This window comes from Noviherbaspirillum sp., assembly GCF_035654295.1.
GTDB lineage: Bacteria > Pseudomonadota > Gammaproteobacteria > Burkholderiales > Burkholderiaceae_D > Noviherbaspirillum.
Genome location: NZ_DASRXF010000079.1, coordinates 1 through 25,012, shown reverse-complemented (window position 1 = coordinate 25,012; position 25,012 = coordinate 1). Strand labels below are relative to the sequence as shown.

Sequence of the window (25,012 nt, the reverse complement as noted above, 5' to 3'; positions counted from 1 at the left end):
CCTGCATCAGCGCAGCGGGTAGAGCTGGTAGATTGCGCCGGCGTAATCGTCGGACACCAGGAGGTTGCCCCGCGCGTCGGGGATGGCGTCGACCGGCCGCCCCCACAGCTCGCGCCGGTCGGGGTTGGTCACGAAGCCGCTCACGAGGTCGATCTCGGCGCCCGCATTGCCCGCTTCATCGAAGGGGAAGAAACTCACCTTGTAACCCGCGTCGAGCCGCGTGCAGTTCCAGCAGCCATGCTGGGCGACGGCCGCGCCGCGGCGGTAGGACTCGGGCAGCAAGCTGCTGTGGAGGAAGCTGAATCCGAGCGGCGCGGAATGCGCGCGGATGCCCTTGGCGGGACGGTCGGTGGCGGCGCAGTCGAGCGCGCTGCTGTTCCTGTTCATCTCGTAGTCCGGCACCATGTCGAGCAAGGACATCGCCACGTTCTCCACCGGATTGCAGAATGGCCAGCCGTAGTGGCCGCCGTCGCGCACGGAGGTGAAGAGTTCAGGCGGATTGCGGTCCACATAGGAAGGAATGATCTCGCCCAGGTCGCCCTCCTGGTCGCCGTCGACGTCGGCATTCACCGGTACCGGGATCTCATCGCGGCTGTTGACGGCCACCCAGAGCGTTGCGGTGCCGGGCAGGAAATCGAGGCCCTCGGCATTGCGCAGCCCGCGCGCAAACAGGCGCCCGTTGGTGCCGTCGGCGTTGTACTGGTAGATCGCCCCGCGTACGGGGTTGCTGGTCGTATCCTCGGTGCAGGCATTGCAGGTGGATGCAATCGAGAGATACAGCTTGTTGTCCGGTGACAGCGCGATGTTCTTCAACTGATGGCCATAGCTTCCGCGCAGCTCCGGCGTGGAGTCGTCCGGCAGGTTGTCGACCACGGCCTCGCTCGTGTTGCGCGTGGTCTCGTCGGCGCGGTAGACGCTGCGGCTCACGCGATGGGACTCGGCTACATACAGATAGACGGCGTCGCCGATGCGGTGGAACACCATGTCGTGCGGATTGCGCAGGCCGGTGACATAGTCGAAAGCCTGCGGCACGTCATTCGGCCGCTCGCGCAGCAGGACGATCTTGCCTTCACCGGGCACGGAAACGAGCACGTCGCCGTTGGGCGCCAGCGCCATGAAACGCGCACGCGGCACGCGCGCCCAGAGCCGTACGCCGAATCCTGGCGGCACGTTGAGGCTCTTTTCGCTGTCGAAGGGCGGACTGGCGAGCGCCGCGGGCACTTCCAGCCTGCGTATGAGTGACGCGGCGGCTGCCTGTGCGAATGCGGGAGTTGCGGCCGGTGCGGCAGGTGCCGCCGCAGAGGGAGCAGCGCCACTGCTGCCGCTGCCTCCGCCGCCCCCGCAGGACGTCAATCCGAATAGTGCTGCTGCTGCCAGCAGCAGCGCGCCCAGCCGTGAGCTGAGGCGCTGTCGTTCATCTGTAAAAGTCATTCCAAACTGAAGCTTCCTCGATTCAATGACACGCAGTCATGTGATGCGAGAATGTCAATTTGGTTCAACCTGCCCGTGGCCTTACTGCTTCGCCGGCGTGGCGAGCGGCTTGCCTTTTTCCACCACGAACACGCCGATCAGTTTGAATGGCGCGGACCCCGTGTTCTTCGCGTCATGCACCTTGCCCGCGGGGATCACGAACGCATCGCCTGCCTTCAATTTGCGCGGCGGTTCGCCGTCGATCAGCAACTCGCCTTCTCCCTCCAGCACATAGCTGATCTCTTCGCCGTCATGGCTGTGGCGGCCGGCCATGACACCCGGGTCGACTTCGACGCGCGCCACGATCGCTTCGCGGTTGGGAATTGAGACGTCGGCCCTGTGAACCGGCGTGCGCTTGATGCCGCTTGCCGGCGCCTGCTGGGCAAGCACAGTGGAAGTGCCGGCGAGGCCGAGCGCGCACAGGCCGAGTGCAATCATCTTCTTCTTCATGTTTTTCCCTTTCGTAAGGTCTCCTCCCATGCCGGGCGGCATGGCAGGTGCATTACAGCACAAAAGCCGGGAAGGGATGTTGCGGGGATCGCTGCGCCTCAGAGCCAGTACTCGAACAGGCGTACCGCCCATTCGCGCAAGCGCTTGCGCATGCCGCGCTCGCTCCATTGCTCGCGCGTGATTTCGACGGACTCGCGCAGGTCGCGCTGGAACAGCGCCTCCATCCGTTCCGCGAACTCCGCGCTGAGGACGACCGCATTGACTTCATCGTTATGCAGGAAGCTGCGCATGTCGAGGTTGGTCGAACCGATAGTTGACCACACGCCGTCGATGACCGCCGTCTTTGCATGCAGCATCGCCGACTTGCGTTCATACACCTTGATGCCGGCGGCCAGCAGTTCATCGTAGTAGGAGCGCCCGGCGTGCACCATCAGGCCGACGTCCGAGAAGCTCGGGAAGATGATGCGCACGTCCACCCCGCGCCGCGCGGCATCGACGATCGCCTGCACGACCTGCCGGTCGGGGACGAAATAGGCGGCGGTGAGGTGGATGTACTTGTCGGCGTGCGCGAAGGCGGAGATATAGGTCTTGTACACCGCGAAGTCTTCATTGTCCGGCGTGCTGCCGATCGCACGCACCAGGGCATTGCCCGCGGGTTTCAGCGCAGGAAAGAAATTCGCATCGGGCAAGGCACTGCCTGTCTTGCGGCGCCAGGTATCGAGGAACAGCTTCTGGAACTCTGCCACCACCGGCCCTTCGATCTGCATGTGCGTGTCGCGCCATGCCGCTTCCTTCGCATCCTCGGGCGGCGCGCGGCGCTTGCTTTGCAGGAAGGAGCTCTTGCCGTAGACCTCGCTGATGTTGACGCCGCCGGTAAACGCGATGCGTCCGTCGACGACAAGGATCTTGCGGTGGTCGCGCTGGTTGATGTCCCATTCGTCACCGGCGCCGATGCGGCCAGGGTTGACGGGATTGAACTCCAGCACATTGATGCCGGCCGTGCGCAGGCGTTCGAAGAATTCCTTCGGCGTGTCGAGCGAGCCTACGCTGTCGTAGATCAGGTTGACCGCGACGCCCGCCGCTTTCTTCCTGAGCAGCAGGTCCGCCAGGCGGCGTCCCACCTCGTCCGCTTCGAAGATATAGGTTTCCAGGTTGATGTGGTGGCGCGCAGTCTCGATCGCCGCCATCATCGCGCGCATGGTGGCAGGACCGTCGTCGAGCAGCACCACCTTGTTGCCGGCCACGAGCGGGCGTCCGCTGATCGCCTCTTCGGCGGCGACATGCTTCTCGAGAATGCCGCTAGGGCCGGCTTTGGCCTCTAGCTTGGCAAGCAGTGCCTGCTTCTTTGCATCCGGCAATGCGCCCGCCGCGGTGATGATGGTCGGATCGCGCTCGGGTACGAGTTGCCGCTGGCGCAGGTAATGCACATCGGGAAGGCTGGCACAGCCGGCGGTGGCTGTAACGATGGCGGCCAGCGCCAGGCGCCGCGCGTATCGGCGCAGCGTGAAATCACAACGCGCAAGCAAGCCTTGCATTCCGGACTCACGAGTTCTTGTTGTTGGGGACATCCTCCGCTTGGAGCCGCTTTTCCATCCGATAATTCAGGCTAATCGAGGCGGAAACGACTTTGCGCAATAAAACATGACGCGCTGCTACACTGCCGCCATGCATATCGTCGGCGTCGATTTCACTTCCGCCCCGCGGCGGGCCAAACCCATCACCGTCGCGCACGGCCATCTCGACGTCTCGACCTTGTGCATCGAGCGCATCGATGCCTTTTCCGACTGGGCATCCTACGAAGCCTGGCTCGCTTCGCCGGAGCCGTGGATCGGCGCCTTCGACTTTCCCTTCGGCCTGTCGCGCGAACTCGTCACCACCCTCGGCTGGCCCCTCCAATGGGCCGGGCTCGTTACGCACTGCGCCGGACTCTCGCGCGAAGAATTGCGCCGCACCTTCAAGGCCTTCTGCGATGCGCGCCCTGTCGGCAACAAGTTCGCGCACCGCGTCACCGACGGCCCCGCCGGTTCCAGTCCCTCCATGAAATGGGTGAATCCGCCAGTCGCCTACATGTTCCATGAAGGCACGCGCCGCCTGCTCGCCGCCGGCGTGACCGTGTTCGGCCTGCACGCCGGCGATCCCGGCAGGATTGCGCTGGAGGGTTACCCGGGGCTGGTTGCCCGCCTCGTCACGCGCGCTTCATACAAGAGCGATGAGCGCGCCAGGCAGACGCCTGAACGGCGTGCGGCACGGGCCGCGATCCTTGCCGCGCTGGAAGACGGCACGCATCCCTTGGGTGTGCGGGTGGTGATGGGAAAGGTGCTGCGCCGGCAGCTGCTGGAGGATGGCACGGCGGACTGGCTGGATGCCGTGTTGTGCGCGCTTGCTGCCGCCTGGGCTTCGGGGCAGCCGGACTACGGCATGCCCTTGCCGCTGGACCCGGTGGAGGGGTGGACTGCCGGTGCGGCGCACGGGGTACCGGCGCGCTGAGAGACATCCCGCCGCTTTCAGAGCGGCAAGAATCCATCGAAAAGGGAAGGGGTGGCCGGCGCTTCACGGCGCCGGCCGGCGAGGTCAGACGCTCGGTCCGATGCTCATCTTGTAATGCTGGGTATGCGAGATCGCATACCCCTTGTCGCTGATCTGCGACAGCGCATCCTCCGCTGACAGTCCGAGGACCGATTCGTTGTTTTCGTCGAGATCGACACTGTTCTCGGCAGTTTCCCAATCGATATTGGTTGCTTCCTCTGGAATGGGGCGGCCTTCCGGAACAGCAAGATAGGAAAACAAGCCTTCCCGTTCCGGGCGTTTGTACACGTCAACTTTCATGACTTCGTCCTCTCAAAAAAGGTCGTCTGCTATTGACCTTGCAACACCGTAAAGGTTGCGCACCGCATCAATCCCCGCGTCATCCCGTCTTTCTTGCCTCCCTGCTAAGCGATTCACCGCAGAGGCTTGCCACACCGTAAAGCTTCCGCAAAAAAACTACCCCGAGTTGCATAAACGCGTATTGAGTCACGGAAACGTGCTCTTTAGAATGGGCAACATTGTGCTGAGTCAAGAACTTGAACCGGCGCAAGACGGCGGTCCGCCTGACGGGCCGATGAGTTTGCAATTCGACGTGTATCGGATGTATGAAGTTTCTCCCAATACAGAAGCGCGACGCGAAGAAAAGCTGGACCATCTCCGCAGTTTTCGGTGCCTTGGCCTTTGCGTCCAGCCTGTTTGCCAGCCCCGCGCCGGCCGAAGCAGTATCCCTCGACGCCTCCCTCAATGAACAGGTCGTGATGATTCCCGCCGCCTACGGCATGGCGACGGTCGAGCTCGAGACCACCATCTTCAAGCCGCCGGGTGAAGGCCCGTTCCCCGTTGTCGTCATGAACCACGGCAAGGCGCTGGGCAACCCGCGCAACCAGAATCGCGACCGTTTCGTCGTGCTCAGCCGCGAGTTCGTCAAGCGCGGCTACGCCGTCGTGATCCCCATGCGCAAGGGCTTTTCCAAGTCCAGCGGCGACTACGTGGACCGCGGCTGCGACATGACCGGCCACGGCTATTCCCAGGCCGAAGACCTGCAAAGCGCGCTCGACTACCTGCACACCCAGCCCTGGGCCGACACCAACCGCGTGATCGTCGCCGGCCAGTCTTACGGCGGCCTCACCGCAATGGCCTTCGGCACGCGCCATTACCCGGGCGTGAAGGGTCTGATCAACTTCGCCGGCGGCCTGAAAATGCACGGCGGCGACTGCCGCTGGCAGCAATCGCTGGTGCAGGCCTTTTCCGCCTACGGCGCCAAGACCGCGCTGCCCAGCATCTGGTTCTATGGCGAGAACGACAACCACTTCGGGCCGGAACTGGCTGCCCGCCTGCACAATGCCTATATCCAGGCCGGCGGCAACGCCAGGCTGGTGGCCTACGGCGCGTTCAAGAAGGATGCGCACGGCATGAGCGGCAGCCGCGACGGCGTGAAGATCTGGTGGCCGGAAACCGAGAAATTCCTCAGGGAGCTCGGCATGCCCACCGACACCGTGTACGCCGTCGGCAACGAAGTGAAGGTGCCGAAGACCGAGTACGCCGCCATCGACAATGTCGAAGCGATTCCCTACCTGAAGGGCAGCGCGCGCGAGCAATACCGCGTCTTCCTCAGCAAGTCGACGCCGCGCGCCTTCGCGGTGTCGCCCACCGGCGCCTGGAGCTGGGCCGAAGACGGCGACGATCCGGTCGAGCAGGCGCTCCAGGATTGCCAGAAGAACAGCAGCGAGCCCTGCCGCCTGTACGCGGTGGACGAACACGTGGTGTGGGTCGACGACGCCGGTACCGCCACGGCTGCGGCCAGCCCGGCCACTTCCGCACTCACCGGACCCTGATACGCGATGGACAAGCAAGTACTCGACAAGGCCAGTCCCAACCTGCTGACGCGCTTCGCGAAGGGCTATTCCGGCCCGCTCGCGGGCGTCGTCCTGGCGGCGCTCAGCGCCTGGATGATCGTCACCGGCCTCAAGGGCCTCGCCGGCTTCGAAGTCACCCGCCAGGGCGCGCTGGCCGACCTTGCCGGCATTGCGATCGTGATCGGCATCGCGCGCTGGATAAAGCTGAAGTACAACGTCAAATAGAACGGTTAAAATCGGTGCAACATTTTTCGCGCCGATCACGATGCCGACACGCTGCTCCTGGGCCAACCCGGCCAATCCCCGCTACCTTGCCTACCACGATGAAGAATGGGGCGTGCCTTGCCATGACGAGGTGCGCCTGTTCGAAATGCTCAACCTGGAAGGCGCGCAGGCGGGGCTGAGCTGGGAGACCGTGCTCAACAAGCGCGACAGCTACCGTGAAGCCTTCGATCACTGGGATGCGGAAAAGATCGCTAGCTACGGCGATGCCAAGGTGGCCGAGCTGCTCGCCAACCCCGGCATCATCCGCAACCGCCTCAAGGTCGCCGCGGCAATCACCAATGCCCGCGCCTACCTGCGACTGAAGGAAGAGACGGGCGGCCTCGGCCCCTACCTTTGGACCTACGTGGACGGCAAGCCGATACAGAATGCATGGAAGCACCTGTCCGACTGCCCCGCCAAAACCCCGCTCTCGGACCGCATCTCGAAGGACTTGTCCAAGCGCGGCTTCAAGTTCGTCGGCTCCACCATCATCTACGCCTACATGCAGGCCATCGGCATGGTCAACGACCATTGCGTTGATTGCTTCCGGCACCGGCCGTTGCGCGGGTTGTGATTCAATTGAAATGCGGTGGGTTTCGCTTCGCTCTACCCACCCTACCGTCCTTTATAAAGAATCGTAGGGTGGGTAGAGCGAAGCGAAACCCACCACAGCACATACAGAACCGCATGGCGGGCAGAGCAAAACGAAACCCGCCATGCCGCATCCTACCCGCCCAACCGCTTGCCCAGCACCCCTCCCTGCCGTACCACAAACTCCCGCAGCAGCGCCGGATACTCCGCCGTCACCGCATCCTTCACCGTCTTCCGCTGTGACAGCGTCTGCTGCCAGGCGCGCACCTTCGGCGTGCTGGCAAACAGGTCCACGCCGCTGGCCGCATCGAACACATCGAAGTAGCGGAACACCGGCGCAAACGCTGCATCGACAAGGCTGAATTGCTTTCCACCGAAGTAGGGGCCATCCCCCAGCATCGCGTCGAGTTGCGCGAAGCGATCCTTCAAGGCGGCCCCTGCGGCGGCGTACGCCGCATCGTCCTTTGCCGTGTAAAAGGTCCAAATGCCATTCAGCGTCGCCGAGGCGAACTCGATCCACGCCCGGTGCTGCGCGCGCTCCAGCGCATCTCCCGGATGCAGCGCCGGGCCGAGCGTGTCCTCGAGATATTCGCAGATCACCGCGGACTCGAACACCGGCTGTTCCCCCGCCAGCAGCACCGGCGTCTTGCCCAGCGGCGAGATCGCCAGGAACCAGTCCGGCTTGGCCGAGAGGTCGATGTCGATGCGTTCGTAGGCGATGCCCTTTTCCTTCAAAGCGATGATGGCGCGTTGCACATAGGGGCAGAGCGCGTGGCTGATGAGCGTCAGTTTCATTGCGTTTCCCCTTTTACTTGAGCAAGCCTTCGGCGCGCATCGCTTCCTGCACGGAAGGGCGGGACTGCACGCGCTCGCGGAAGGCGAGGATCGCCGGCCAGCGATTCAGGTCGATGCCGACGAAGCCCGACCAGCCCGTGGTCACGAACAGATAGGCATCCGCGATCGAGAAGCTGTTGCCGAGCAGGTAGTCGTGCCGCGCGAGATGCTTCTCGACATGGTCGAAGCGTTGCGCGAGCTGTTCCTTGAACATCGTCTTCGCTTCCGCCGGCATCCCGGGCTTGAACAGGGGCGAGAAGCCCTTGTGGATCTCGGAGGTGATGAAGTTCAGCCAGGACTGCAGGCGGTAACGCTGGGCGCTGCCCGGCGGCGGCGCAAGGCCCGACTCGGGCGCTCGGTCGGCGATGTACTGCATGATCGCCGGGCCTTCAGTCAGGACGAAGCCGGGCTCCGCCTCGAATGCGGGGACGTAGCCGTTCGGATTGACCTCCAGGTAATCCGCCCCGCTTGCCGTCAACCTGGTATTGGTGTCGACCAGTTCCAGCGTGAACGGCAGGCCGGCTTCGCGCAGGGCGATGTGCGGGGCGAGGGAGCAGACGCCGGGGGAGAAATACAGTTTCATGGTGTGTCCTTTCAAGGTGAACGAGAATCGGTTGAACGGGATCAGGCAGTCTTCAGGCGCAGCGCTTGCCGGCGCTTGTCGCCGGAAAGGGCGAAGGCGCCGTCACCGAGCATTCCATGCACCACCGACATGGCGATCAGGAAGAGCGGATATTCCCAGCCGCCGTTGGCATTGCTGAACACCCAGCCGTTGCCGAGGTGGGCTGCCATCGCGCCGATGAGGATGGGGAGCAGGAGCAGGGAAGCAATGCGCCCGTGCCAGCCGAGCAGAATCAGCGTGCCGCCGGCAATTTCCATCAGCACCACCGGCCAGGCGACGAAGGCAGGCATGCCATGGCTGGCGAGGAAGCCTTCGAAACCGGGAATGGTGAACACCAGCAGCTTGAGCAGCGCATGCGAAATCCACATGGCGCCGAGGCTGGCGCGCAGCAGGGTGGCGGCGTAGGGGGAGAGGTTGTGGTCGATCATGGTGAAACTCCTTTCAAAATTAGTTGAACCGGGGTCTAATGTAGGATTGTGGGCATGCAATGAAAATAGGCGTCTATGAAATCAAGCTATGCACAAATGCAATCGACACTCAGCCTGTCTGACCTGGAACTGGTGCTGGCGCTGGTGCGCGGCCGTTCGCTGCAGGGAGCCGCGGAGCGCCTGAAGGTCGATACATCGACGGTGTTCCGGGCGATCAAGCGCATCGAGAAGGACCTCGGCGACCTGTTGTTCGAGCGCGGCCGCCAGGGCTACCTGCCGACGGAACTGGGCCGCGAACTGGCGGGCTATGCGGAACGCATCGAGACCGAGCTGCAAGAGGCGCGCGAGGCGGCGGCCAGGGGGGGCAGCGAGCCGGCAGGCGCGCTGCGCATCACCACCACGGATACTGTCCTGAACGGCCTGCTGCTGCCCGTGCTCGGCAGGTTCGCCGCCGCCTATCCGCAGGTGGAGCTGGAGCTGATCGCCACCAACACCCTGGCCAACCTTTCCCAGCGCGATGCCGACGTCGCCATCCGCGCCACGCGCAAGCCACCCGAGCACCTCGTCGGCAACCGGCTCGGCACGCTGCCGTCGGCGGTGTTCGCATCCGAGACCTACATCGCGCGCATGGGCGGAACGGTGGACCTGGAGAGGGCGGACTGGGTCGCCCTCGATGAATCGCTGGCCGAGCATCCCTCGGTACGCTGGCGCCGCCAGCGCTACCCGAAGGTGCAGCCGCGCTATCGCTGCAACAGCGTGTTGTCGGTGGCGGGCTCGGTGGTTTGGGGACTGGGCGTGGGTGTGGCCCCGGTGTTCCTGCTGAAGGACCGGCCCGGGGTGCGCGTGATCGAGGGGCCGGTGGCGGAACTGGAGACTGACTTGTGGATGCTGGCGCACCCGGATATCCGCCATTTGAAGCGGGTCAAGCTGCTGTTCGATTTCCTGAGGGAGAACCTCGCTCCCGAGATGGGCTAGGCGGACGGCCGATGTTCCTTGCGGCCGCTCAAGGAGTGCCGCGCCTGCTCTGGTAAATCTGTGGAACAACCTCCACGATACGACCGCCATGCGACTCCATTCGATTTTCGCCCTGTGCCTGCTCGCGCCGATTCCTGCGGCATTCGCCGCCGAAGATTTCAGCGGGGCATGGGTGGCGTGGATTTGTCCGAGCGGGGTGCAGCGAGACTCCGGCAAGTGCTCGAACTTCGTGCTGGAACTGCACCAGAAGGACGACCAGCTGTGCGGCGCGCATTTCTATTCGACGCCCGGCGCCGAGCGCGTCGATGAAGGCATGGCGCCTTCCGTACTGGGAGAGATCGCCAACGACGTGGCAACGGTGGTGGCCATGAGCACGCGGGCGGCGCCGCCGGTCAAGGTGCGGGTCGAAATGAAAAAGTCCAACGGCCTGCTGCACTGGATCCGCCTGGAGAATCCCTCGGGCGACTACCTGCTGCCCCAGGCCACGCGGCTGAGCAAGTCCAGGAGCAAGACGCTCTTTGCCCCGGTGTTCGAACAGGAACTCAGGTCGGCCTGTGCCTCGGCATTCGTGATGGCGGCGGAAGAGGCGGCCAAGCGGTCGCGCCAGGCCGAGGAGAAGCAAGGCTCCGCCGAACCCGCAGCCCCCGCTTCCGAAGCACCCGCCAAGCCCTGAAGCGTCCGCCAAGCTCTGAAGCGCCTGTGGGCGCGCCTTCGTCCGCGCCTGTGTCCTTACGGATACAGGATGCGCAAAATCTTCTTAGATAGACCTGTCATCTTTCCGGATTTTCTCTTGTCCGTTGACTGCTACATTCTTCGCGTGGGGTCAGCGCCCATCGATTCCGATGGACTCCTGGGTCCACGGGTAACAGTAGCAATCGGCACGGGCGGTACGCCCGTGCAGTCTCTCCTCAGTGTCTCCTGAGGTTTGGGGTGGAGATCACGCAGTCTCCACTCCTTTTTTTCATTGCGGGGCAGGAAAACCGCTTTGGTATTACACTCGGGAAGGCAGGCTGGCCTGCATCTGTGTTGCCATCCATGTAATCCCTCCCCGATGCCCATCAATTACCTTGCTTCACTGACGGCGCAGGAGCGTTCTGCGCGCGCCAACCTGCATCTTGGCACCGCGCTGGCATTCGTCGCCGGCGCGCTCAATGCCGGCGGTTTCCTCGCCATCGGCCAGTACACCTCCCACATGACCGGCATGCTGTCCTCGGCGGCCGACAACCTCGTGCTTGGCCATCTGCCGCTGGTGGTCACAGCCTTCCTGTCGATACTCGCGTTTGCGCTCGGCGCGGCGACGACGGCGGTGATGGTCAATTATGCGCGGCGCAACCTGAACGGCAATCCCTACATGCCGGCGCTGCTGACGGAGTCCGTCCTGCTGCTGGTGTTCGGACTGATGGGCGCGAACCTGCAGATGCATGAGCTCGTCGACCTGTCGTTGACGGCGGCGCTGCTGTGCTACGTGATGGGCCTGCAGAATGCGCTGGTCACCAAGATCTCGAATGCCGAGATCCGCACCACGCACGTCACCGGCCTGTTCACTGACATCGGCATCGAGCTGGGCAAGCTGTTCTACTGGAACAGGGCAGGGGCGGGGACGGGACAGGACCATTATGTCGCCGCCAACCGTACCCGCCTGCGAGTGCACCTGTCGCTGGTCGCTTCCTTCTTCATCGGCGGTGTGGCAGGTGCGCTCGGCTTCAAGCATGCGGGGTTCGCGGCGACCATCCCGCTGGCCATCGGCCTGGTCGTGATGTCCTCCGCCCCCATCTTCAAGCCACAGCCGTAGAAATCTCCAGTAAGATGGACGGCAGCCATGACCATCGTCGCCGTCTTCAACCAGAAAGGTGGGGTGGGCAAGACCACGACCACCCTCAATCTCGCCGCTGCGCTCGCGCGCCGCGGCCGCAGCCCCTTCGGCATCGACCTTGACCCGCAGGCGCACTTCAGCGCCATCGCAGGCATCACCGCGGTTTCCGGCGACGACACCCTGCTCAGCCTCTTCCAGCGCAACCGGCAGCTCTCCGAGCTGGTGCACGCCGCGCCCTGCGGCATCCGGCTCATCCCCTCGCACATGGAACTGTCGAAGGTCGACACCCTGTTCGGCAAGGGCTACAACGTGGTCAACCGGCTCAATGCGAGCCTGCGCTCGGAAGCGATCGGCAACGCGGCCAGCCCGGTCCTGATCGACTGCTGCCCGCTGATCGGGGTGCTTTCCCTCAATGCCATTTTCGCCAGCGACTGCCTGATCGTGCCGGTCTCGGCCGACCATCTCTCCTATAAGAGTGCGCTGCAGGTGGACAAGGCATTGCGGGCACTGGAACCGGTGCTCAAGCGGCGCGTGAAGCGGCGCTACCTGCTCACGCGCTTCGATAACCGCCGCCGCATGGCCAAGGAAGTGCAGGCGATGCTGGAGGAGCAGTTCGGCGAAGAGGTATGCCGCACACGGATCGCCGAGAATGTCAGCCTGGCGGAGAGCCCGGCCCACAACAAGACCGTGTTCGAACATGCGCCCGCCAGCCGGGGCGCGCAGGACTACGACGCGCTGCTCGACGAGCTGATCGCCGCCGGCTTCTTCGGCTAGGCGCGGCTACTTCGAGATCAGCGTCAGCAAGTCTTCCATCGAGGCCGAATGCCTGGCCTTCTCTTCCGGGTGTTTTTCCGTACAGGTGACCACCGTGCAGTTGCGGTACATCTGGAACAGCTTGCGCTCCGCATCGTCCCTGTCGCGCCCGGCGATCACGATGCTTTCGATCTTCTGGCCGGTGCGGGTATGGATTGAAAAGTCGAACTTTTGCATAAGGCCTCCCTGAAAGCCGTTGCACGAATTGTTATTGTTCAATCAAGTGTAGTCCAGGCGAGGGGCGGTGTCAGCAAGGATGTACAAGCGGCGCGCCGGTTGAGACGCTACCATTTCCCCTGAAAGGAAATCCCATGTCTCAATCCACCCGTCCTCAACCCACCCGTCTGTCCAGCTTTGCCGCGGGCGCGCGCGATACCATCCCGATGCTGATCGGCGCCGCGCCCTTCGGCATGATTTTCGGCACCCTCGTCACCGCCGGCCCGCTTGCCGCATGGCAGGGGCAACTCATGTCTATGGGCGTGTTCGCCGGTTCCAGCCAGTTCATTGCCGTCGGCCTTGTCGCCGGTCAGGCCGGCATGCTGGTGATCTGGCTCACCACCTTCATCGTCAACCTGCGCCACATGTTGTACGCAGCCACCTTGCTGCCGCATGTCGCCCACCTGCCGGCGCGCTGGCGCTGGACGCTCGGTTTCCTGATGACCGACGAGACCTTCGCCGTCATGAACGGCTACTACAGCCGGCACCGCGAACAGCCGCACGGCCACTGGTATTTCCTCGGCTCCGGCTTGTCCATGTATATCAACTGGCAGACCTGGACGCTGGTCGGCCTCGTGTTCGGAGCGGTCTTTCCGCAGCTCCAGTCGCTCGGACTGGACTATGCGATGGTCGCCACCTTCATCGCCATCGTGGTGCCGCAGCTGAACCGCCTGCCGCATTTCGGCGCGGCGCTGGCGGCGGGCATCTTTGCCTACCTGCTGAAGGACCTGCCGTTCAAGCTCGGCCTCATGGCAGCAGTCATGATCGGCGTGGCCACCGGGCTGGCGCTGTCGCGCTGGCGCGGCGCGGTGCAGGCACAAGGGGGGAACCCGGCATGAGCCATACCTGGATGATCCTCGGCATGGCCGCGGTCACGGTCTTCATCAAGGCCACCATCTTCGTGCTCGGCGGCCGCGTGACCTTCCCGCCGCTGCTGCAGCAGGCACTGGGCTTCGTCCCGGTGACCGTGCTCACGGCCATCATCGTGCCGATGGTGATCGCCCCGCATAACGAGGGTCTCGAACTCACCTGGCGCAATCCGCAACTGGTCGCCTCCATCATCGCGATCCTCGTCTGCGCCGCGACGAAGAAGCAACTGCTGACCATCGCCGTCGCACTGATCGCCTTCTTCGGCTGGCAGTTCGCCGTGCTCGGGCAATGACAATTCGACAAGCAGGTTGATTGACGCCCGGACGACAATCGGCCGAAGAACATTGCGCGCGGTCACAATGACTGGCAGAATTTCCCCGTCCGCTGCCTTCCTGCGGGCAGGGGAGAGGGGCGCTGCTCGGTGCGCCTCCGGCCATTCAACAAGCTGGAGAATTCATGCGGCGCGCGTTCGGCCTTCGCGGCAAGTCGGTTCTTGCTCTGTTCGCTACCTGCGTCCTGGTCCTCCTGCTGGCGAGCCTGGTTGCTTTCCAGGCCGTCGAATCGATCCGTTCCCATCTCGGCACCGCCTACACCCGCAACTTCACGCTGCTTAACCGCGAGCGCATCCTCGCTCCCGTCGCGCGCGAACTCGCCTTGTCCCTGCGCCTGGCCGATTCGCAGGTGATCCGCCAGTGGCTGCTCGACGACGAGCATCCCGCGAAAAAGGCCAGCGCCCTGCAGGAGGCCGAAAGCTTCCGCCGCGATTTCACCGACAAGTCCTACTTCATCATCTCGGACGTCACGAAGCATTACTTCTTCAACGACACCAAGTCGCCCTACAGCGACGCGCCGCGCTACACCCTCAAGGAAGACGACCGCAACGACAGCTGGTACTTCAACACGCTGAAGAACGACCGGCCCTTCAACATCAACGTCGACCCCGACGTGAAGCTCGGCGTGACCAAGGTGTGGTTCAACGTCCTCGTGAAGGAAGGCGAGCGCAAGATCGGCCTGGCGGGGACCGGCCTCGACCTGTCCACCTTCCTGAAGGACTTCATCAGCACTTCCGAGCCGGGCGTCACGCCGATGATCATCGACACCAATGCCGCCATCCAGGCCCACCCGGACAACAAGCGCATCGCCTTCAACTCCGGCACCACCGACGCCGGGCGAGACAAGTCCCTGTTCGGACTGCTGCACGGCGAGAAGGATGTCGCGGCCGCGAAAGGCGCACTCATGCGCGCCGCCTTGCGGCCCGGGACCGCGGAACTGTTCTCCGCCAGGCTGGACGGCAGGGACCAGCTGCTGGCCGTGTCCTATATTCCCGAACTCAAATGGCATGTGCTGACGGCGGTCGATCTCGACGTCGCCGAATTGCTCGACCGGGCGCTGCTGAAATGGGTGGTGCTGGCCATGCTGGCGCTGCTTGCGCTGGTCATGGCGGGCTTCGTGTACGCGCTGAACCGGCTGGTGATCGCGCCGCTGTTCAAGCTGAAGCAGTCGGCCCAGGAAATGGCCGCGGGCAATTACGCCGTCGCGCTGCCGCCCGCGGGCAGGGACGAGATCGGTGCACTGACCCGCGCCTTCGGTGCGATGGCCGACAAGGTGCGCCGCCACACCGAGGAACTGGAAGAAACGGTGCGCCACCGCACGCAGGAACTGACGCGCGCGAACAGCGAAATGTCGCTGGCGCACAAGAAGATCAGCGATTCCATTTCCTACGCCAGCCTGATCCAGCGCGCGATCCTGCCCGACCGCCAGCTCACCAATGCCCTCGGCGATAACCATTTCGTCCTCTGGCGTCCACGCGACGTGGTCGGCGGCGACTTCTATGTGTACCGCGAAGTCGAAGGCGGCTGCCTGCTCGGCGTGGTCGACTGCGCCGGCCACGGCGTACCGGGTGCCTTCATGACCATGCTGGCGCGGGCGGCGATCGACCAGGCGATCGACGAGGCCGGCGCCCGCGACCCCGCCGCCATCCTCAGCCGCACCGATGCCGTGATCCGCGCGATGCTGCAGATCGACGACAGGCGGCGCGACATCGCGACCATGATGGACGCCGGCATCGCCTATGTCGACCATGCCGCGCGCAGCGTTACCTTCGCCGGCGCGCGCATTGCGCTCTACTGGAGCGACGGCGAGGAGGTCGGCAGCATCCATGGCGCACGGCGCTCGATCGGCGACCGTTACATCGGCGAATACGCGAACGAAAGCGTTCCGCTGCTGCCGGCGCGCACCTTCTATCTCAGCACCGACGGATTCCTCGACCAGGCAGGCGGCGAGAAGGGTTTCGGCTTCGGCAATGCCCGCTTCGTCGACATGCTGCGCCGGCACGCCCGGCGGCCGCTGACAGAACAAAGCAGTGCATTCGCCAGCACCCTGGCGGAATACCAGGGCAATCATCCGCAGCGCGACGACATCACGATGCTGTGCTTCCGGTTTGCAGAGTGTCATGAACCGGACCGCGCGACCCTCAATCCAGTTCATCACACCCTCCAGGGAGAACCATGGAACTGATCGATTTGTTTTCACTGCAGCAGACCTACAACCAGCAGCGCATCATGCTGTGCTTCAACGGCCCGCTGACCAAGAGCCTGATCGAGGAGATCGGCAACGCCCTGCGCAACTACATGGAGCGCGAGAATGCCACCGCGTCGTCGGCGATGGATGTGTTCGGCGCGTACATCGAGCTGACGCAGAACATCCGCCACTACGCCGCGCGCAAGGGCTGGGACGAGTCGGAAGCGGCGGCCACGGTGGTCATCGCGCGGGACGCCGAGGGGCATTACGTGGTCTCGGCCGGCAATATCCTCGACGCGGCCGACGGCCCGGAACTGGAGGCACGGGTAAGGAAGCTCGCCTCCCTGGACAAGGCCCAGCTCAAGGCGGAATACAAGGAACAGTTGCGCAAGCCGCGGGAAGAGGGTGCCGTCACCGGCGCCGGCCTCGGCCTGATCGATCTCGCGCGCAAGGCGGCCGAGCCGCTGTCCTGCGCCCTGCGCACACTGGACGACGGCCGCGCGTTCTTCAGCATGCGCGTAGTCATGTAACGGAGAAAGAAGAATGGATAACCTGATCATCGAAAGCACCCAGTCGACGCCGTCGATCATGACCGACTACAGGGAGGGCACCGTGGAAATGCGCGGCGATTCCTACCCGGAAAACTCCTTCGAACTGTTTTCCCCGGCCATGCGCTGGATCGAGGAGTACCTGGCGCAAGCCGGCCGCCCCCTGACGCTGAACCTGCACCTGCTGTACCTGAACACCAGCAGCGTCAAGGCCATGATGGATATCTTCGACATCCTCGAAGAGGCGCATCAGGCCGGGGGCAGGGTGACGGTCAACTGGTACTACGACGAGCAGAACGAGCGCGTTGCGGAGCTGGCCGAAGAGTTCAAGGAAGACTGCAGTTTTCCATTCCATATCACCAGCCAGGTGGAGTGATCGTGCGCGACGAGAAGCATCTGGAGCTGATGATCGAGACGCTGCTGGCTGACCCGGAGAACGAGGGCAACCCGCTGCGCTACGCGCTGGAAGAGCTGTACGCGGAATACCGCAGCCTGCTGCACCAGATCGACCGCATCATGCGCATCTCGGATCGCTACCAGAGCGTCGGCCGCGAACAGAAGGAATCGATCGCCGGCCGCTACCAGAAGCAGCTGCGCCAGCTGGAAAAGATCGCACGCATTTCCGACCGTTACCAGTCCATGATGCGCGACCTGAACGAAGCGCTGAAGGATGCGTCGACCAAGGACGCGCTCACCGGGATCGGCAACCGCCGCATGCTGATGGAACACCTGAAGGCGGAAACGGCACGCGCCGACCGCCTCGAACACCCGCTGACGGTGGTGCTGGTCGACGTCGACCGTTTCAAGGCGGTCAACGACGCCTACGGCCACGAAGCCGGCGACAAGGTGCTGATGCGCATCGCCAACGCCATCCGCGACGGCGTGCGCGACTACGACCTGTGCGGCCGCTGGGGCGGTGAGGAATTCATGATCATCATGCCGGAGGCCGCGGCCGACGACGGCGCGCACGTGGTGGAGCGCATGCGGCTGGCGATCGCGGAGATCGAAATGATTGCCGACGGCGAACCGGTGCGCATCTCGGCCAGCTTCGGCATTGCCCAGCGCCGCCGGGGCGAGCACATCTCCGACACCATCAACCGCGCCGACGCCGCGCTGTTCGATGCCAAGCGCAACGGCCGGAACCGCTTCGAGATCGCGGCCTGAGAGCCGCCAGCAAATTGCGCCGGCATCGGGTAAAGTAACGCCTGGCCCCCTGCTCCGTCATGGGGCGCACATCCCGAATGCGGGGACGACCCCGCCTCTTCAGACCCACCCGTGGACGGCCACGGATTTGTTTTGGTCAAACTATGTCCTGGTTCATCCTGATCATCGCCGGCCTGTTCGAGGTCGGCTGGGCCATCGGCCTCAAATACACAGAAGGTTTTTCCCGCCCCGTGCCCTCGGTGCTGACACTCGTTTCCATGGTCGTCAGCGTGGTGCTGCTGGGGGTTGCCATGCGCACCCTGCCCGTCGGCACCTCGTATGCGGTATGGACAGGCATCGGCATCGTCGGCACCGCCATCCTCGGCGCCGTGCTGCTCAAGGAAGGCTTGTCGGTGGGGCAGTGGCTTTGCGTGGCCCTGATCCTGGGCGGAATTGCGGGGCTGAAGATGCTCAGCCCGCACTGATCACGCGCTTTTCCGTCTCTTCTTCGGCGCCAGCATGGTGTGCCGGCAGGTCGGCGCGCCGCACAGGCACTGGTAGGCACGCTTGAGCGCCGGCGTGTGGCGCTCTTCCAGGATCAGGCCGTAGTCGTAATTGAGCTCTTCGCCGCGCGCAATGTCGCGCAGCGCGTGGATGAACACGCGTCCCTCTTCTTCGCGCGCTTCGCAGTTCGGTTCGCAGGCATGGTTGATCCAGCGCGCGTCGTTGCCCATGCTGCCGCCGTCGATGATCCTGCCGTCGTCCAGGCTGAAGAAGAAGGTATGGAAATCGTCCGCCGCCTTCAGGTTTTCGCGGCGCACGGCTTCCTTCCAGTCGATGCGCTCGCCCTCGTATTCGATGATGCAGGTGCCTGCCGGGATCTTGCGGGCGGCGAACACGCCGCGGCCGTGCACGCGCGAGTTCTTGACGACATAAAGGGGGCGGTCTTCCGACGCGGTATTGCTGGAGCGATTCATCGGGTTCAAACGGAATGGAATTATTGTGGGTGCGTATTATCTCAATTGTCCGTCGCGCGCGAATACTTTTTTGCAGCGGATTCGAGATAGGACAAGCACTACAATGACGCCGTTTCCTTCTGAACCGTGACCATGCCATACCGACTCCAACCCGCCACGCTTTCCTTCACCGACGGCATTCCCTACGCCGAATCGTATGGCGACGTCTATCATTCCGCCGACGGCGGGCTGGCGCAGGCGCACCATGTTTTTCTCGACGGGAACGGCTTGCCGGGGCGCTGGCAGGGCCGCACGCGCTTCACCATCCTCGAGACCGGCTTTGGCCTCGGCCTGAACTTCCTCGCCACCTGGCAAGCATGGCGCGACGACCCTGCGCGCAGCGCGCGCCTGCATTATGTCGCTATCGAAAAGCATCCCTTCGCCGCGGCCGATCTCGCGCAACTGCATGCGCACTGGCCGGAACTGGCGGATCTGTCGGCCGCCCTGCGCGACGCATGGCCGCCGCTGGTCGCCGGCTTCCATCGCATCGAGCTGGATGCAGGCCGGGTCATCCTCACGCTCGCCTTCGGCGACGTCGCCGATTGTCTGCCGCAGGTGGATGCCGCCGCCGACGCGTTCTACCTCGATGGCTTCGCGCCCGGCAAGAATCCGGAGATGTGGGCGCCCGAGGTGCTCGTGCGCATGGGGCGCATGGCGGCAAGCGGGGCCACCGCGGCGACGTATACCGTGTCGGGCGCGGTGCGCCAGGCGCTGGCGCAAGGCGGCTTCCTGTGCGAGAAGAGGCCGGGATTCGGACGCAAGCGCGACATGCTGGCGGCACGCTATGCGCCGCGCTGGCCGATACCCGCGCGTCCCGAGCCGCAAGAGCGCCGCGCGGTGGTGATCGGCGCCGGCGTGGCCGGCAGTGCGGCCTGCGAGCGGCTTGCCGCGCGAGGCTGGCAAGTGACGCTTGTCGAGCGCCACGACAAGCCGGCGCAGGAAGCATCGGGCAACCTGGCCGGCATCGCCATGCCCTTGCTCTCGAAGGATGACAACCTGTCCTCGCGCCTGTTGCGCGCCGCCTTCTTGTACACCGTGCGCCGCTGGGAACAACTCGGAGGCATCGGCCAGGCCTTCGCTGGCGATGCCTGCGGCGTGCTGCACCTTGCGCGCGACGCGGAGCATGCGCGCATGCAGCAGGAGGCCGTGCAGTCGCTCGGCTTTCCGGAAGAATTCGTGCGCTGGCTCGACGCAGCCGCCGTCGCCGGCATGACCGGCAATGCCGATGCGCACGGCGCCTGGTTTTTCCCGCAGGGCGGCTGGGTGACGCCGCCCAGCCTGTGCGCGGCACTGCTCGATGCATGCGGAGAAAAATTGCAGCGCTGCTTCGTACGGGAAGCGGTTGCGCTGGAGCGCAGCGGCGATGAATGGACGGTGCGCGACGGCGCGGGCAAACCCATCGCGCAGGCGCCGGTCGTCATCATCGCCAATGGAACTAATGCAACATCCTTTCCTCAAACACAAGGATTACCCCTGGGCGCAATTCGCGGACAGGTGGCGCACGTCGCGGCTGCCGCATTACCGCCGTTAAACGTCGTGCTGTGCGGCGAGGCGTATGTGGCGGGACCGGCGAACGGGACCTGCTGCGTCGGCGCGTCCTACGATCTCGACAGCGACGCGCAGTTGCGGCAGTCCAGCCATGACGAAAACATGGCCGGGCTCGCGCAAGTGCTGCCGCAGGCCGGCGTCAGTGTCCCGCTGGCCGGACGGGTAGGCTTCCGCTGCGTTTCCCCGGACCGCTTGCCGCTGGCAGGCGCGCTGCCCGACCCGGCGCAGCCGATCAAGGGAAGCCGCCTGCGCGACGTGCCGCGCCTGCCCGGCCTGCATGGCCTGCTCGCCTACGGCTCGCGCGGCATCGTCTGGGCGCCGTTTGCCGCCGAACTGCTCGCGTCCGCGCTCGAAGGGGAACCGTTGCCGATCGAACGTGAACTCGCCGAGGCACTCGATCCCGCCCGCTACGCACTGAAAGCCTATCGCCGTAGTGGGGGCGGGGGTGAAGTGCGGGCGGCGCCGGGACAGCATGCGCAAGACCTTTAAGATTGCCCTCATCGTCGTTGCAGTCCTGCTCGCGCTGCTCATCGGGGCGGCGGCGATCTTCGCTGCGCAATTCAATCCCAACGACTACAAGCCGCAGCTGATCCGGCTGGTGCAGGAAAAGACGCAGCGCACCCTGGCCATTCCGGGCGACATCCGGCTGCGCTTCTTTCCCAAGCTCGGTGTCGAGCTCGGCAAGCTCTCCATTTCCGAGCACAAGGGCAGCGCCGAATTCGCATCGGTCGACAGCGCCCGCCTCTCGCTCGCGCTGATACCCCTGCTGAAGAAGGACCTGGTGGTCGACCAGGTGCGCATCGAAGGCTTGCGCGCGAACATCCGGCGCTTCAAGGATGGCAGCACCAACTACGATGACCTGCTTGCGCCGAAGGAAAAGACGGAAGCGGCAGCGCCGGGCGAACCCGGGCAGCAGTTCCGCTTCGACATCGACGGTATCACGCTGAGCGGTGCACAGCTCAACTACGACGACGGGCAACAGGACCGCAAGATCGCGGTCACCGGACTCGACCTGGAAACCGGCAGCATCGCTCCCGGCCGCCCGAGTGACCTGCAGCTCGCTGCGCAAGTCAAAGGCAACAAGCCCGACATCGATGCGCGCGTTGCGCTCAAGACGGGCTTTACCTTCGACCTCGAAAAGAAACATTACGTCCTGAAAGGCGTGGACGGCAGCGTCAAGGGAGCCCTGGCCGGCATCACCGACCTCGACCTGAAACTGTCCGGCGACGCCGACCTGCAGCCGGACGCGAGGCGCTTCGCACTCGACGCAATCGCACTGGACGCGAAGGGAAAGCGCGGTCGCGAGGCCATCGAGGCGAAGTTCAGCATTCCATCGCTGGCCGTCACCGATGCCAAGGTCAGCGGCGGCAAGCTGACAGGCGAAGCGCGGTTGGTGGATGGCGCGCGCAACGTCGCGGCCAACTTCAGCGTGCCCTCGTTCGAAGGCAGCCCGCAATCCTTCCGCCTGCCCTCGCTGGCGCTGGACGCAAGCGTGCGCGACACGACCCTCGATGCAAAGCTGAAACTCTCGGGCGCGGTCTCGGGCAACATCGACAAGATGCAATTCACCTCGCCGCAGATGAACCTGTCGGTCGACGGCCGGCAGGGCGGCTCACCGATCAGCGGCACGTTGTCCACGCCGTTGGCGGTGGACATGGAATCGAAATACGTGGAGTTGCAGAGACTGGCGGCGAACCTCGCGCTGCCCAATCCCGCCGGCGGTCCGCTCGCACTGAAAGCGACCGGCAACATCGCGGTGAACTATGGCAAGGAGACAGGCTCGGCGATGCTGAACGGCAGCGTCGACCAGAGCGCCTTCCGCGCCAAGCTCGGCCTGCGCGGTTTCTCGCCGCTCGCGACGACGTTCGATGTGGGCATCGACCAGCTCGACCTCGACCGCTATCGTGCCAAGGCAGGGGCCGAGACGAAACCGGCGGCGGCCAAGACACCTGCGCAGGCGCCGGCAGCGGAAGCGCCGATGGACTTCGCGGTGCTGCAGAAACTGGAGACCAACGGCGTGCTGCGCGTGGGCGCGCTCAAGGCGGCGAATATCCGCATGGCGAACGTGCGCATGGATATGCGCGCGTCGGGCGGCAAGCTCGATATCGAGCCGTTGTCGGCCGGCCTGTACGGCGGCAATGTGTCCGGTTCGCTCCGCATCGCGTCGGGCAAGCCCGCGCGTTACGCGATGCGGCAGACGCTGAGCGGCATCGACATCGGCCCGCTGATGAAAGATGCAATCGACAAGGACACGCTGGACGGAAAAGGCAATGTGCAGCTCGACCTCACCGCCGCCGGCGCGGCATTCGAACAGATCAAGAAGGGATTGAACGGCAGCGCCCGGCTGGAATTGCGCGACGGTGCGATCAAGGGCGTCAATATCGCGCAGGCCATACGCGAAGCGAAGGCGCGTGTGGGCGAACTGCGCGGCAATGAAAAGCAGCAGGGCGGAACCGGGTCCACGACACAGAAAACCGATTTCAGCGAACTGAGCGCGAGCTTCCGCATCGTCAATGGTGTGGCGCACAACGAAGACCTCGCGATCAAGTCGCCGCTGGTGCGCGTGGCCGGCTCCGGCACCATCAACCTCGCCGAGGACAGGCTGGACTACCTCGCGAGAACAACGGTGGTCTCCACGCTGCAAGGGCAGGACGGACCGGAACTGCAGGCGCTGAAAGGATTGACCTTGCCGGTGCGCCTGTCAGGTCCGTTCAATGCGATCGGATGGCGGGTCGACCTCGCCGGCATGGCGAGCGAACTGGCAAAACAAAAACTCGATGAGCGGAAAGAAGAAGTGCGGGCGAAAGCGCAGAAGTCGCTCGACGAACAGAAAGAAAAAGTCCGCGGTCAGCTGCAGGAACAGCTGAAAGGATTGTTGGGCAAATAAGCTGTATTAAAAGCCACTATACCCCAAGCTTGCCGGGTCGCAAGAAAATTATTGCGACAGTAATGAAGCGTCTCCATCGACCCTTCCTCCTAGTGTCGCTTTTAGCTCACACACTGCTGCCTTCTCATCAACGAAAAGTGCGCCTGCACGACAACTTTCCCTCCGAAAAGTTTTACGCAATCAAATCAATTCCTTAAAAAAAGTCGCTGAAAATTCCGCTTTGAAAAGACGAAGTGGAAAGCCTTTTCTTCAACTGTTTTCCCTCTCAAAAAAAAGCGCAAAATTTCCTATCGACTAGAAAAAATTCTGCGTATTATTAAATTGCGGAGTGGAAAATCAATCTGTATCCGACACCCACACGACCGGTAGACACATATCAAAGGAAGCCCAATGAAGATCTTTGACAACTACGCAGCACGGTATGAGCGGACTCGGGAAGAGGAATACTCCCTGCAAGAATATCTGGAGTTGTGCAAGCGCGATCGCCTTGCTTACGCCACTGCCGCCGAGCGCATGCTCGAAGCGATTGGCGAGCCCGAGCTGATCGACACCCGCCACGATCCGCGTCTCTCGCGCATCTTCGCCAACAAAGTGATCAAGATCTATCCGGCATTCCGTGAGTTCTACGGAATGGAGGAGGTCATCGAGCAGGTCGTTTCCTATTTCCGTCATGCCGCGCAAGGCCTCGAAGAGCGCAAGCAGGTCCTCTACCTGCTCGGCCCCGTCGGCGGCGGCAAATCCTCCATCGCCGAAAAGCTCAAGTCGCTGATGGAACATGTGCCCTTCTATTGCATCAAGGGCTCGCCGGTAAACGAGTCGCCGCTCGGCCTGTTCAACGCTGAGGAAGACGGCGCGATTCTGGAAGAGGATTACGGCATTCCCCGCCGCTACCTGAAGACCATTCCCAGCCCGTGGGCCGTCAAGCGCCTGCACGAGTTCAACGGCGACATCAACCAGTTCCGCGTGGTCAAGCGTTATCCGTCGGTGCTCAAGCAGATCGCGATCTCCAAGACCGAGCCGGGCGATGAAAACAACCAGGACATTTCCTCGCTGGTCGGCAAGGTCGACATCCGCAAGCTGGAAGACTACTCGCAGGATGATCCGGACGCCTACAGCTACTCCGGCGGCCTGTGCCTGTCCAACCAGGGCCTGATGGAATTCGTTGAAATGTTCAAGGCGCCGATCAAGGTGCTGCACCCGCTCTTGACCGCAACGCAGGAAGGCAACTACAAGGGCACCGAAGGCTTCGGCGCGATCCCCTTCGACGGCGTCGTGCTGGCGCATTCGAATGAATCCGAGTGGAAGGCCTTCCGCAACAACAAGAACAACGAAGCATTCCTCGACCGTATCTACATCGTGAAGGTGCCGTACTGCCTGCGCGTGTCGGAAGAGATCAAGATCTACGAAAAGCTCGTCGCCAGCTCCTCGCTCGGCAAGGCGCCCTGCGCGCCCGGCACACTGAAGATGATGGCGCAGTTCGCGGTGCTGTCGCGCCTGAAGGAACCGGAGAACTCCAGCATCTTCTCCAAGATGCAGGTGTATGACGGCGAGAACCTGAAGGACACCGACCCGAAGGCGAAGTCGCGCCAGGAGTATGTCGACTACGCCGGCGTGGACGAGGG

General features: G+C 63.7%; 27 protein-coding genes. 18 read left to right on the top strand and 9 right to left on the bottom strand.

Features of this window, described 5'->3' with window-relative positions; all coding sequences use genetic code 11:
• Positions 1-6 precede the first annotated feature (6 nt).
• From VFF99_RS08650 to cls, 3 genes are all read right to left on the bottom strand, one after another.
• Complete coding sequence (locus VFF99_RS08650) at positions 7-1,431, bottom strand: sugar dehydrogenase (RefSeq protein ID WP_325016921.1); 1,425 nt, start codon at positions 1,429-1,431, stop codon at positions 7-9.
• Between the two features lie 81 nt (positions 1,432-1,512).
• Positions 1,513-1,920, bottom strand: coding sequence for a cupin domain-containing protein (locus VFF99_RS08645; RefSeq protein ID WP_325016919.1), 408 nt, complete (start codon positions 1,918-1,920; stop codon positions 1,513-1,515).
• 98 nt (positions 1,921-2,018) lie between these two features.
• Positions 2,019-3,455, bottom strand: a complete 1,437-nt coding sequence (gene cls, locus VFF99_RS08640) for a cardiolipin synthase (RefSeq protein ID WP_325016917.1) — start codon at positions 3,453-3,455, stop codon at positions 2,019-2,021.
• A gap of 106 nt (positions 3,456-3,561) precedes the next feature.
• Between cls and VFF99_RS08635 the strand changes: the two genes are divergently transcribed.
• Positions 3,562-4,407 carry a DUF429 domain-containing protein gene (locus VFF99_RS08635; RefSeq protein WP_325016915.1) on the top strand — a complete coding sequence of 282 codons (846 nt, stop codon included), beginning with the start codon at positions 3,562-3,564 and terminating at the stop codon, positions 4,405-4,407.
• A gap of 84 nt (positions 4,408-4,491) precedes the next feature.
• On the opposite strand, the gene VFF99_RS08630 is transcribed toward VFF99_RS08635, so the two are convergent.
• Positions 4,492-4,746 (bottom strand): DUF6139 family protein, encoded by a 255-nt coding sequence (locus tag VFF99_RS08630; protein ID WP_325016914.1) that lies wholly within the window; start codon positions 4,744-4,746, stop codon positions 4,492-4,494.
• Positions 4,747-5,051: 305 nt separating this feature from the next.
• Between VFF99_RS08630 and VFF99_RS08625 the strand changes: the two genes are divergently transcribed.
• The 3 genes from VFF99_RS08625 to VFF99_RS08615 are packed head-to-tail and all read left to right on the top strand — an operon-like array spanning position 5,052 to position 7,140.
• Positions 5,052-6,281, top strand: coding sequence for an alpha/beta hydrolase family protein (locus tag VFF99_RS08625; protein WP_325016912.1), 1,230 nt, complete (start codon positions 5,052-5,054; stop codon positions 6,279-6,281).
• A gap of 6 nt (positions 6,282-6,287) precedes the next feature.
• Positions 6,288-6,527, top strand: a complete 240-nt coding sequence (locus tag VFF99_RS08620; protein ID WP_325016910.1) for a hypothetical protein — start codon at positions 6,288-6,290, stop codon at positions 6,525-6,527.
• A gap of 40 nt (positions 6,528-6,567) precedes the next feature.
• On the top strand, positions 6,568-7,140 hold the full coding sequence (locus VFF99_RS08615; protein ID WP_325016908.1) for a DNA-3-methyladenine glycosylase I: 573 nt from the start codon (positions 6,568-6,570) through the stop codon (positions 7,138-7,140).
• Positions 7,141-7,292: 152 nt separating this feature from the next.
• Here VFF99_RS08615 and VFF99_RS08610 read toward each other — a convergent pair whose 3' ends face one another.
• Genes VFF99_RS08610 through VFF99_RS08600 form a run of 3 tightly spaced genes read right to left on the bottom strand, consistent with a single transcriptional unit; the run spans position 7,293 to position 9,041 of the window.
• Positions 7,293-7,952, bottom strand: a complete 660-nt coding sequence (locus tag VFF99_RS08610) for a glutathione S-transferase family protein (RefSeq protein WP_325016906.1) — start codon at positions 7,950-7,952, stop codon at positions 7,293-7,295.
• Positions 7,953-7,965: 13 nt separating this feature from the next.
• Entirely contained in the window at positions 7,966-8,574 is a 609-nt protein-coding gene (gstA, locus tag VFF99_RS08605; RefSeq protein ID WP_325016904.1) for a glutathione transferase GstA, read from the bottom strand.
• Between the two features lie 41 nt (positions 8,575-8,615).
• Positions 8,616-9,041: a DoxX family protein gene (locus VFF99_RS08600; RefSeq protein ID WP_325016902.1), complete on the bottom strand. Its 426-nt coding sequence runs from the start codon at positions 9,039-9,041 to the stop codon at positions 8,616-8,618.
• A gap of 96 nt (positions 9,042-9,137) precedes the next feature.
• On the opposite strand from VFF99_RS08600, the gene VFF99_RS08595 reads away from it, so the two are divergent.
• The 4 genes from VFF99_RS08595 to VFF99_RS08580 all read left to right on the top strand — a co-directional run bounded on the left by VFF99_RS08595 (position 9,138) and on the right by VFF99_RS08580 (position 12,603).
• Positions 9,138-10,016, top strand: a complete 879-nt coding sequence (locus tag VFF99_RS08595) for a LysR family transcriptional regulator (protein ID WP_325016900.1) — start codon at positions 9,138-9,140, stop codon at positions 10,014-10,016.
• A gap of 88 nt (positions 10,017-10,104) precedes the next feature.
• Positions 10,105-10,689: a hypothetical protein gene (locus VFF99_RS08590; RefSeq protein ID WP_325016898.1), complete on the top strand. Its 585-nt coding sequence runs from the start codon at positions 10,105-10,107 to the stop codon at positions 10,687-10,689.
• A 378-nt stretch (positions 10,690-11,067) separates the two neighbouring features.
• Positions 11,068-11,808 (top strand): YoaK family protein, encoded by a 741-nt coding sequence (locus VFF99_RS08585; protein ID WP_325016896.1) that lies wholly within the window; start codon positions 11,068-11,070, stop codon positions 11,806-11,808.
• Between the two features lie 27 nt (positions 11,809-11,835).
• Positions 11,836-12,603 carry a ParA family protein gene (locus VFF99_RS08580; protein ID WP_325016894.1) on the top strand — a complete coding sequence of 256 codons (768 nt, stop codon included), beginning with the start codon at positions 11,836-11,838 and terminating at the stop codon, positions 12,601-12,603.
• 6 nt (positions 12,604-12,609) lie between these two features.
• Here the strand turns inward: VFF99_RS08580 and VFF99_RS08575 are convergent, their stop codons facing one another.
• Positions 12,610-12,819, bottom strand: coding sequence for a hypothetical protein (locus VFF99_RS08575; RefSeq protein ID WP_325016892.1), 210 nt, complete (start codon positions 12,817-12,819; stop codon positions 12,610-12,612).
• 134 nt (positions 12,820-12,953) lie between these two features.
• On the opposite strand from VFF99_RS08575, the gene VFF99_RS08570 reads away from it, so the two are divergent.
• From VFF99_RS08570 to sugE, 7 genes are all read left to right on the top strand, one after another.
• Positions 12,954-13,697 carry an AzlC family ABC transporter permease gene (locus VFF99_RS08570; RefSeq protein ID WP_325016890.1) on the top strand — a complete coding sequence of 248 codons (744 nt, stop codon included), beginning with the start codon at positions 12,954-12,956 and terminating at the stop codon, positions 13,695-13,697.
• On the top strand, positions 13,694-14,020 hold the full coding sequence (locus VFF99_RS08565; protein ID WP_325016888.1) for an AzlD domain-containing protein: 327 nt from the start codon (positions 13,694-13,696) through the stop codon (positions 14,018-14,020). The genes VFF99_RS08570 and VFF99_RS08565 overlap by 4 nt, the downstream gene beginning before the upstream one ends.
• A gap of 164 nt (positions 14,021-14,184) precedes the next feature.
• Positions 14,185-16,245, top strand: a complete 2,061-nt coding sequence (gene siaA / locus VFF99_RS08560; RefSeq protein ID WP_325016886.1) for a biofilm regulation protein phosphatase SiaA — start codon at positions 14,185-14,187, stop codon at positions 16,243-16,245.
• Positions 16,236-16,778, top strand: a complete 543-nt coding sequence (gene siaB / locus VFF99_RS08555) for a biofilm regulation protein kinase SiaB (RefSeq protein WP_325016885.1) — start codon at positions 16,236-16,238, stop codon at positions 16,776-16,778. The genes siaA and siaB overlap by 10 nt, the downstream gene beginning before the upstream one ends.
• A 13-nt stretch (positions 16,779-16,791) precedes the next feature.
• Positions 16,792-17,172: a biofilm regulation phosphoprotein SiaC gene (gene siaC / locus VFF99_RS08550; protein ID WP_325016883.1), complete on the top strand. Its 381-nt coding sequence runs from the start codon at positions 16,792-16,794 to the stop codon at positions 17,170-17,172.
• Positions 17,173-17,174: 2 nt separating this feature from the next.
• Positions 17,175-17,960 (top strand): biofilm regulation diguanylate cyclase SiaD, encoded by a 786-nt coding sequence (gene siaD, locus VFF99_RS08545; protein ID WP_325016881.1) that lies wholly within the window; start codon positions 17,175-17,177, stop codon positions 17,958-17,960.
• Positions 17,961-18,103: 143 nt separating this feature from the next.
• Complete coding sequence (gene sugE / locus VFF99_RS08540; RefSeq protein ID WP_325016879.1) at positions 18,104-18,424, top strand: quaternary ammonium compound efflux SMR transporter SugE; 321 nt, start codon at positions 18,104-18,106, stop codon at positions 18,422-18,424.
• Here the strand turns inward: sugE and VFF99_RS08535 are convergent, their stop codons facing one another.
• On the bottom strand, positions 18,425-18,916 hold the full coding sequence (locus VFF99_RS08535) for an SET domain-containing protein (RefSeq protein WP_325016877.1): 492 nt from the start codon (positions 18,914-18,916) through the stop codon (positions 18,425-18,427).
• A 132-nt stretch (positions 18,917-19,048) separates the two neighbouring features.
• Here VFF99_RS08535 and mnmC point away from each other — a divergent pair, with 132 nt between their 5' ends.
• The 3 genes from mnmC to VFF99_RS08520 form a co-directional block, all read left to right on the top strand.
• Positions 19,049-20,992: a bifunctional tRNA (5-methylaminomethyl-2-thiouridine)(34)-methyltransferase MnmD/FAD-dependent 5-carboxymethylaminomethyl-2-thiouridine(34) oxidoreductase MnmC gene (mnmC, locus tag VFF99_RS08530; RefSeq protein ID WP_325016875.1), complete on the top strand. Its 1,944-nt coding sequence runs from the start codon at positions 19,049-19,051 to the stop codon at positions 20,990-20,992.
• The gene (locus VFF99_RS08525; protein ID WP_325016873.1) at positions 20,976-23,390 is read left to right on the top strand and encodes an AsmA family protein; all 2,415 of its coding nucleotides are present in this window, start codon (positions 20,976-20,978) and stop codon (positions 23,388-23,390) included. Before mnmC ends, VFF99_RS08525 begins: the two co-directional genes overlap by 17 nt.
• Positions 23,391-23,780: 390 nt before the next feature.
• Positions 23,781-25,012 (top strand): PrkA family serine protein kinase (locus VFF99_RS08520; protein WP_325016871.1); only part of this gene is annotated, 1,232 nt, incomplete at its 3' end.

Excerpts from the sequence above, each read along its gene's own strand:
- siaA (WP_325016886.1), top strand. The coding sequence starts at position 14,185 with ATGCGGCGCGCGTTCGGCCTTCGCGGCAAGTCGGTTCTTGCTCTGTTC.
- VFF99_RS08650 (WP_325016921.1), bottom strand. The coding sequence starts at position 1,431 with ATGACTTTTACAGATGAACGACAGCGCCTCAGCTCACGGCTGGGCGCG.
- gstA (WP_325016904.1), bottom strand. The coding sequence starts at position 8,574 with ATGAAACTGTATTTCTCCCCCGGCGTCTGCTCCCTCGCCCCGCACATC.
- VFF99_RS08535 (WP_325016877.1), bottom strand. The coding sequence starts at position 18,916 with ATGAATCGCTCCAGCAATACCGCGTCGGAAGACCGCCCCCTTTATGTC.
- VFF99_RS08585 (WP_325016896.1), top strand. The coding sequence starts at position 11,068 with ATGCCCATCAATTACCTTGCTTCACTGACGGCGCAGGAGCGTTCTGCG.
- VFF99_RS08610 (WP_325016906.1), bottom strand. The coding sequence starts at position 7,952 with ATGAAACTGACGCTCATCAGCCACGCGCTCTGCCCCTATGTGCAACGC.
- VFF99_RS08590 (WP_325016898.1), top strand. The coding sequence starts at position 10,105 with ATGCGACTCCATTCGATTTTCGCCCTGTGCCTGCTCGCGCCGATTCCT.
- VFF99_RS08570 (WP_325016890.1), top strand. The coding sequence starts at position 12,954 with ATGTCTCAATCCACCCGTCCTCAACCCACCCGTCTGTCCAGCTTTGCC.
- sugE (WP_325016879.1), top strand. The coding sequence starts at position 18,104 with ATGTCCTGGTTCATCCTGATCATCGCCGGCCTGTTCGAGGTCGGCTGG.
- VFF99_RS08630 (WP_325016914.1), bottom strand. The coding sequence starts at position 4,746 with ATGAAAGTTGACGTGTACAAACGCCCGGAACGGGAAGGCTTGTTTTCC.
- VFF99_RS08615 (WP_325016908.1), top strand. The coding sequence starts at position 6,568 with ATGCCGACACGCTGCTCCTGGGCCAACCCGGCCAATCCCCGCTACCTT.
- VFF99_RS08625 (WP_325016912.1), top strand. The coding sequence starts at position 5,052 with ATGAAGTTTCTCCCAATACAGAAGCGCGACGCGAAGAAAAGCTGGACC.
- siaB (WP_325016885.1), top strand. The coding sequence starts at position 16,236 with ATGGAACTGATCGATTTGTTTTCACTGCAGCAGACCTACAACCAGCAG.
- VFF99_RS08575 (WP_325016892.1), bottom strand. The coding sequence starts at position 12,819 with ATGCAAAAGTTCGACTTTTCAATCCATACCCGCACCGGCCAGAAGATC.
- VFF99_RS08595 (WP_325016900.1), top strand. The coding sequence starts at position 9,138 with ATGCAATCGACACTCAGCCTGTCTGACCTGGAACTGGTGCTGGCGCTG.
- VFF99_RS08635 (WP_325016915.1), top strand. The coding sequence starts at position 3,562 with ATGACGCGCTGCTACACTGCCGCCATGCATATCGTCGGCGTCGATTTC.
- VFF99_RS08600 (WP_325016902.1), bottom strand. The coding sequence starts at position 9,041 with ATGATCGACCACAACCTCTCCCCCTACGCCGCCACCCTGCTGCGCGCC.
- mnmC (WP_325016875.1), top strand. The coding sequence starts at position 19,049 with ATGCCATACCGACTCCAACCCGCCACGCTTTCCTTCACCGACGGCATT.
- VFF99_RS08565 (WP_325016888.1), top strand. The coding sequence starts at position 13,694 with ATGAGCCATACCTGGATGATCCTCGGCATGGCCGCGGTCACGGTCTTC.
- cls (WP_325016917.1), bottom strand. The coding sequence starts at position 3,455 with ATGCAAGGCTTGCTTGCGCGTTGTGATTTCACGCTGCGCCGATACGCG.
- VFF99_RS08620 (WP_325016910.1), top strand. The coding sequence starts at position 6,288 with ATGGACAAGCAAGTACTCGACAAGGCCAGTCCCAACCTGCTGACGCGC.
- VFF99_RS08580 (WP_325016894.1), top strand. The coding sequence starts at position 11,836 with ATGACCATCGTCGCCGTCTTCAACCAGAAAGGTGGGGTGGGCAAGACC.
- VFF99_RS08645 (WP_325016919.1), bottom strand. The coding sequence starts at position 1,920 with ATGAAGAAGAAGATGATTGCACTCGGCCTGTGCGCGCTCGGCCTCGCC.
- siaC (WP_325016883.1), top strand. The coding sequence starts at position 16,792 with ATGGATAACCTGATCATCGAAAGCACCCAGTCGACGCCGTCGATCATG.
- VFF99_RS08525 (WP_325016873.1), top strand. The coding sequence starts at position 20,976 with ATGCGCAAGACCTTTAAGATTGCCCTCATCGTCGTTGCAGTCCTGCTC.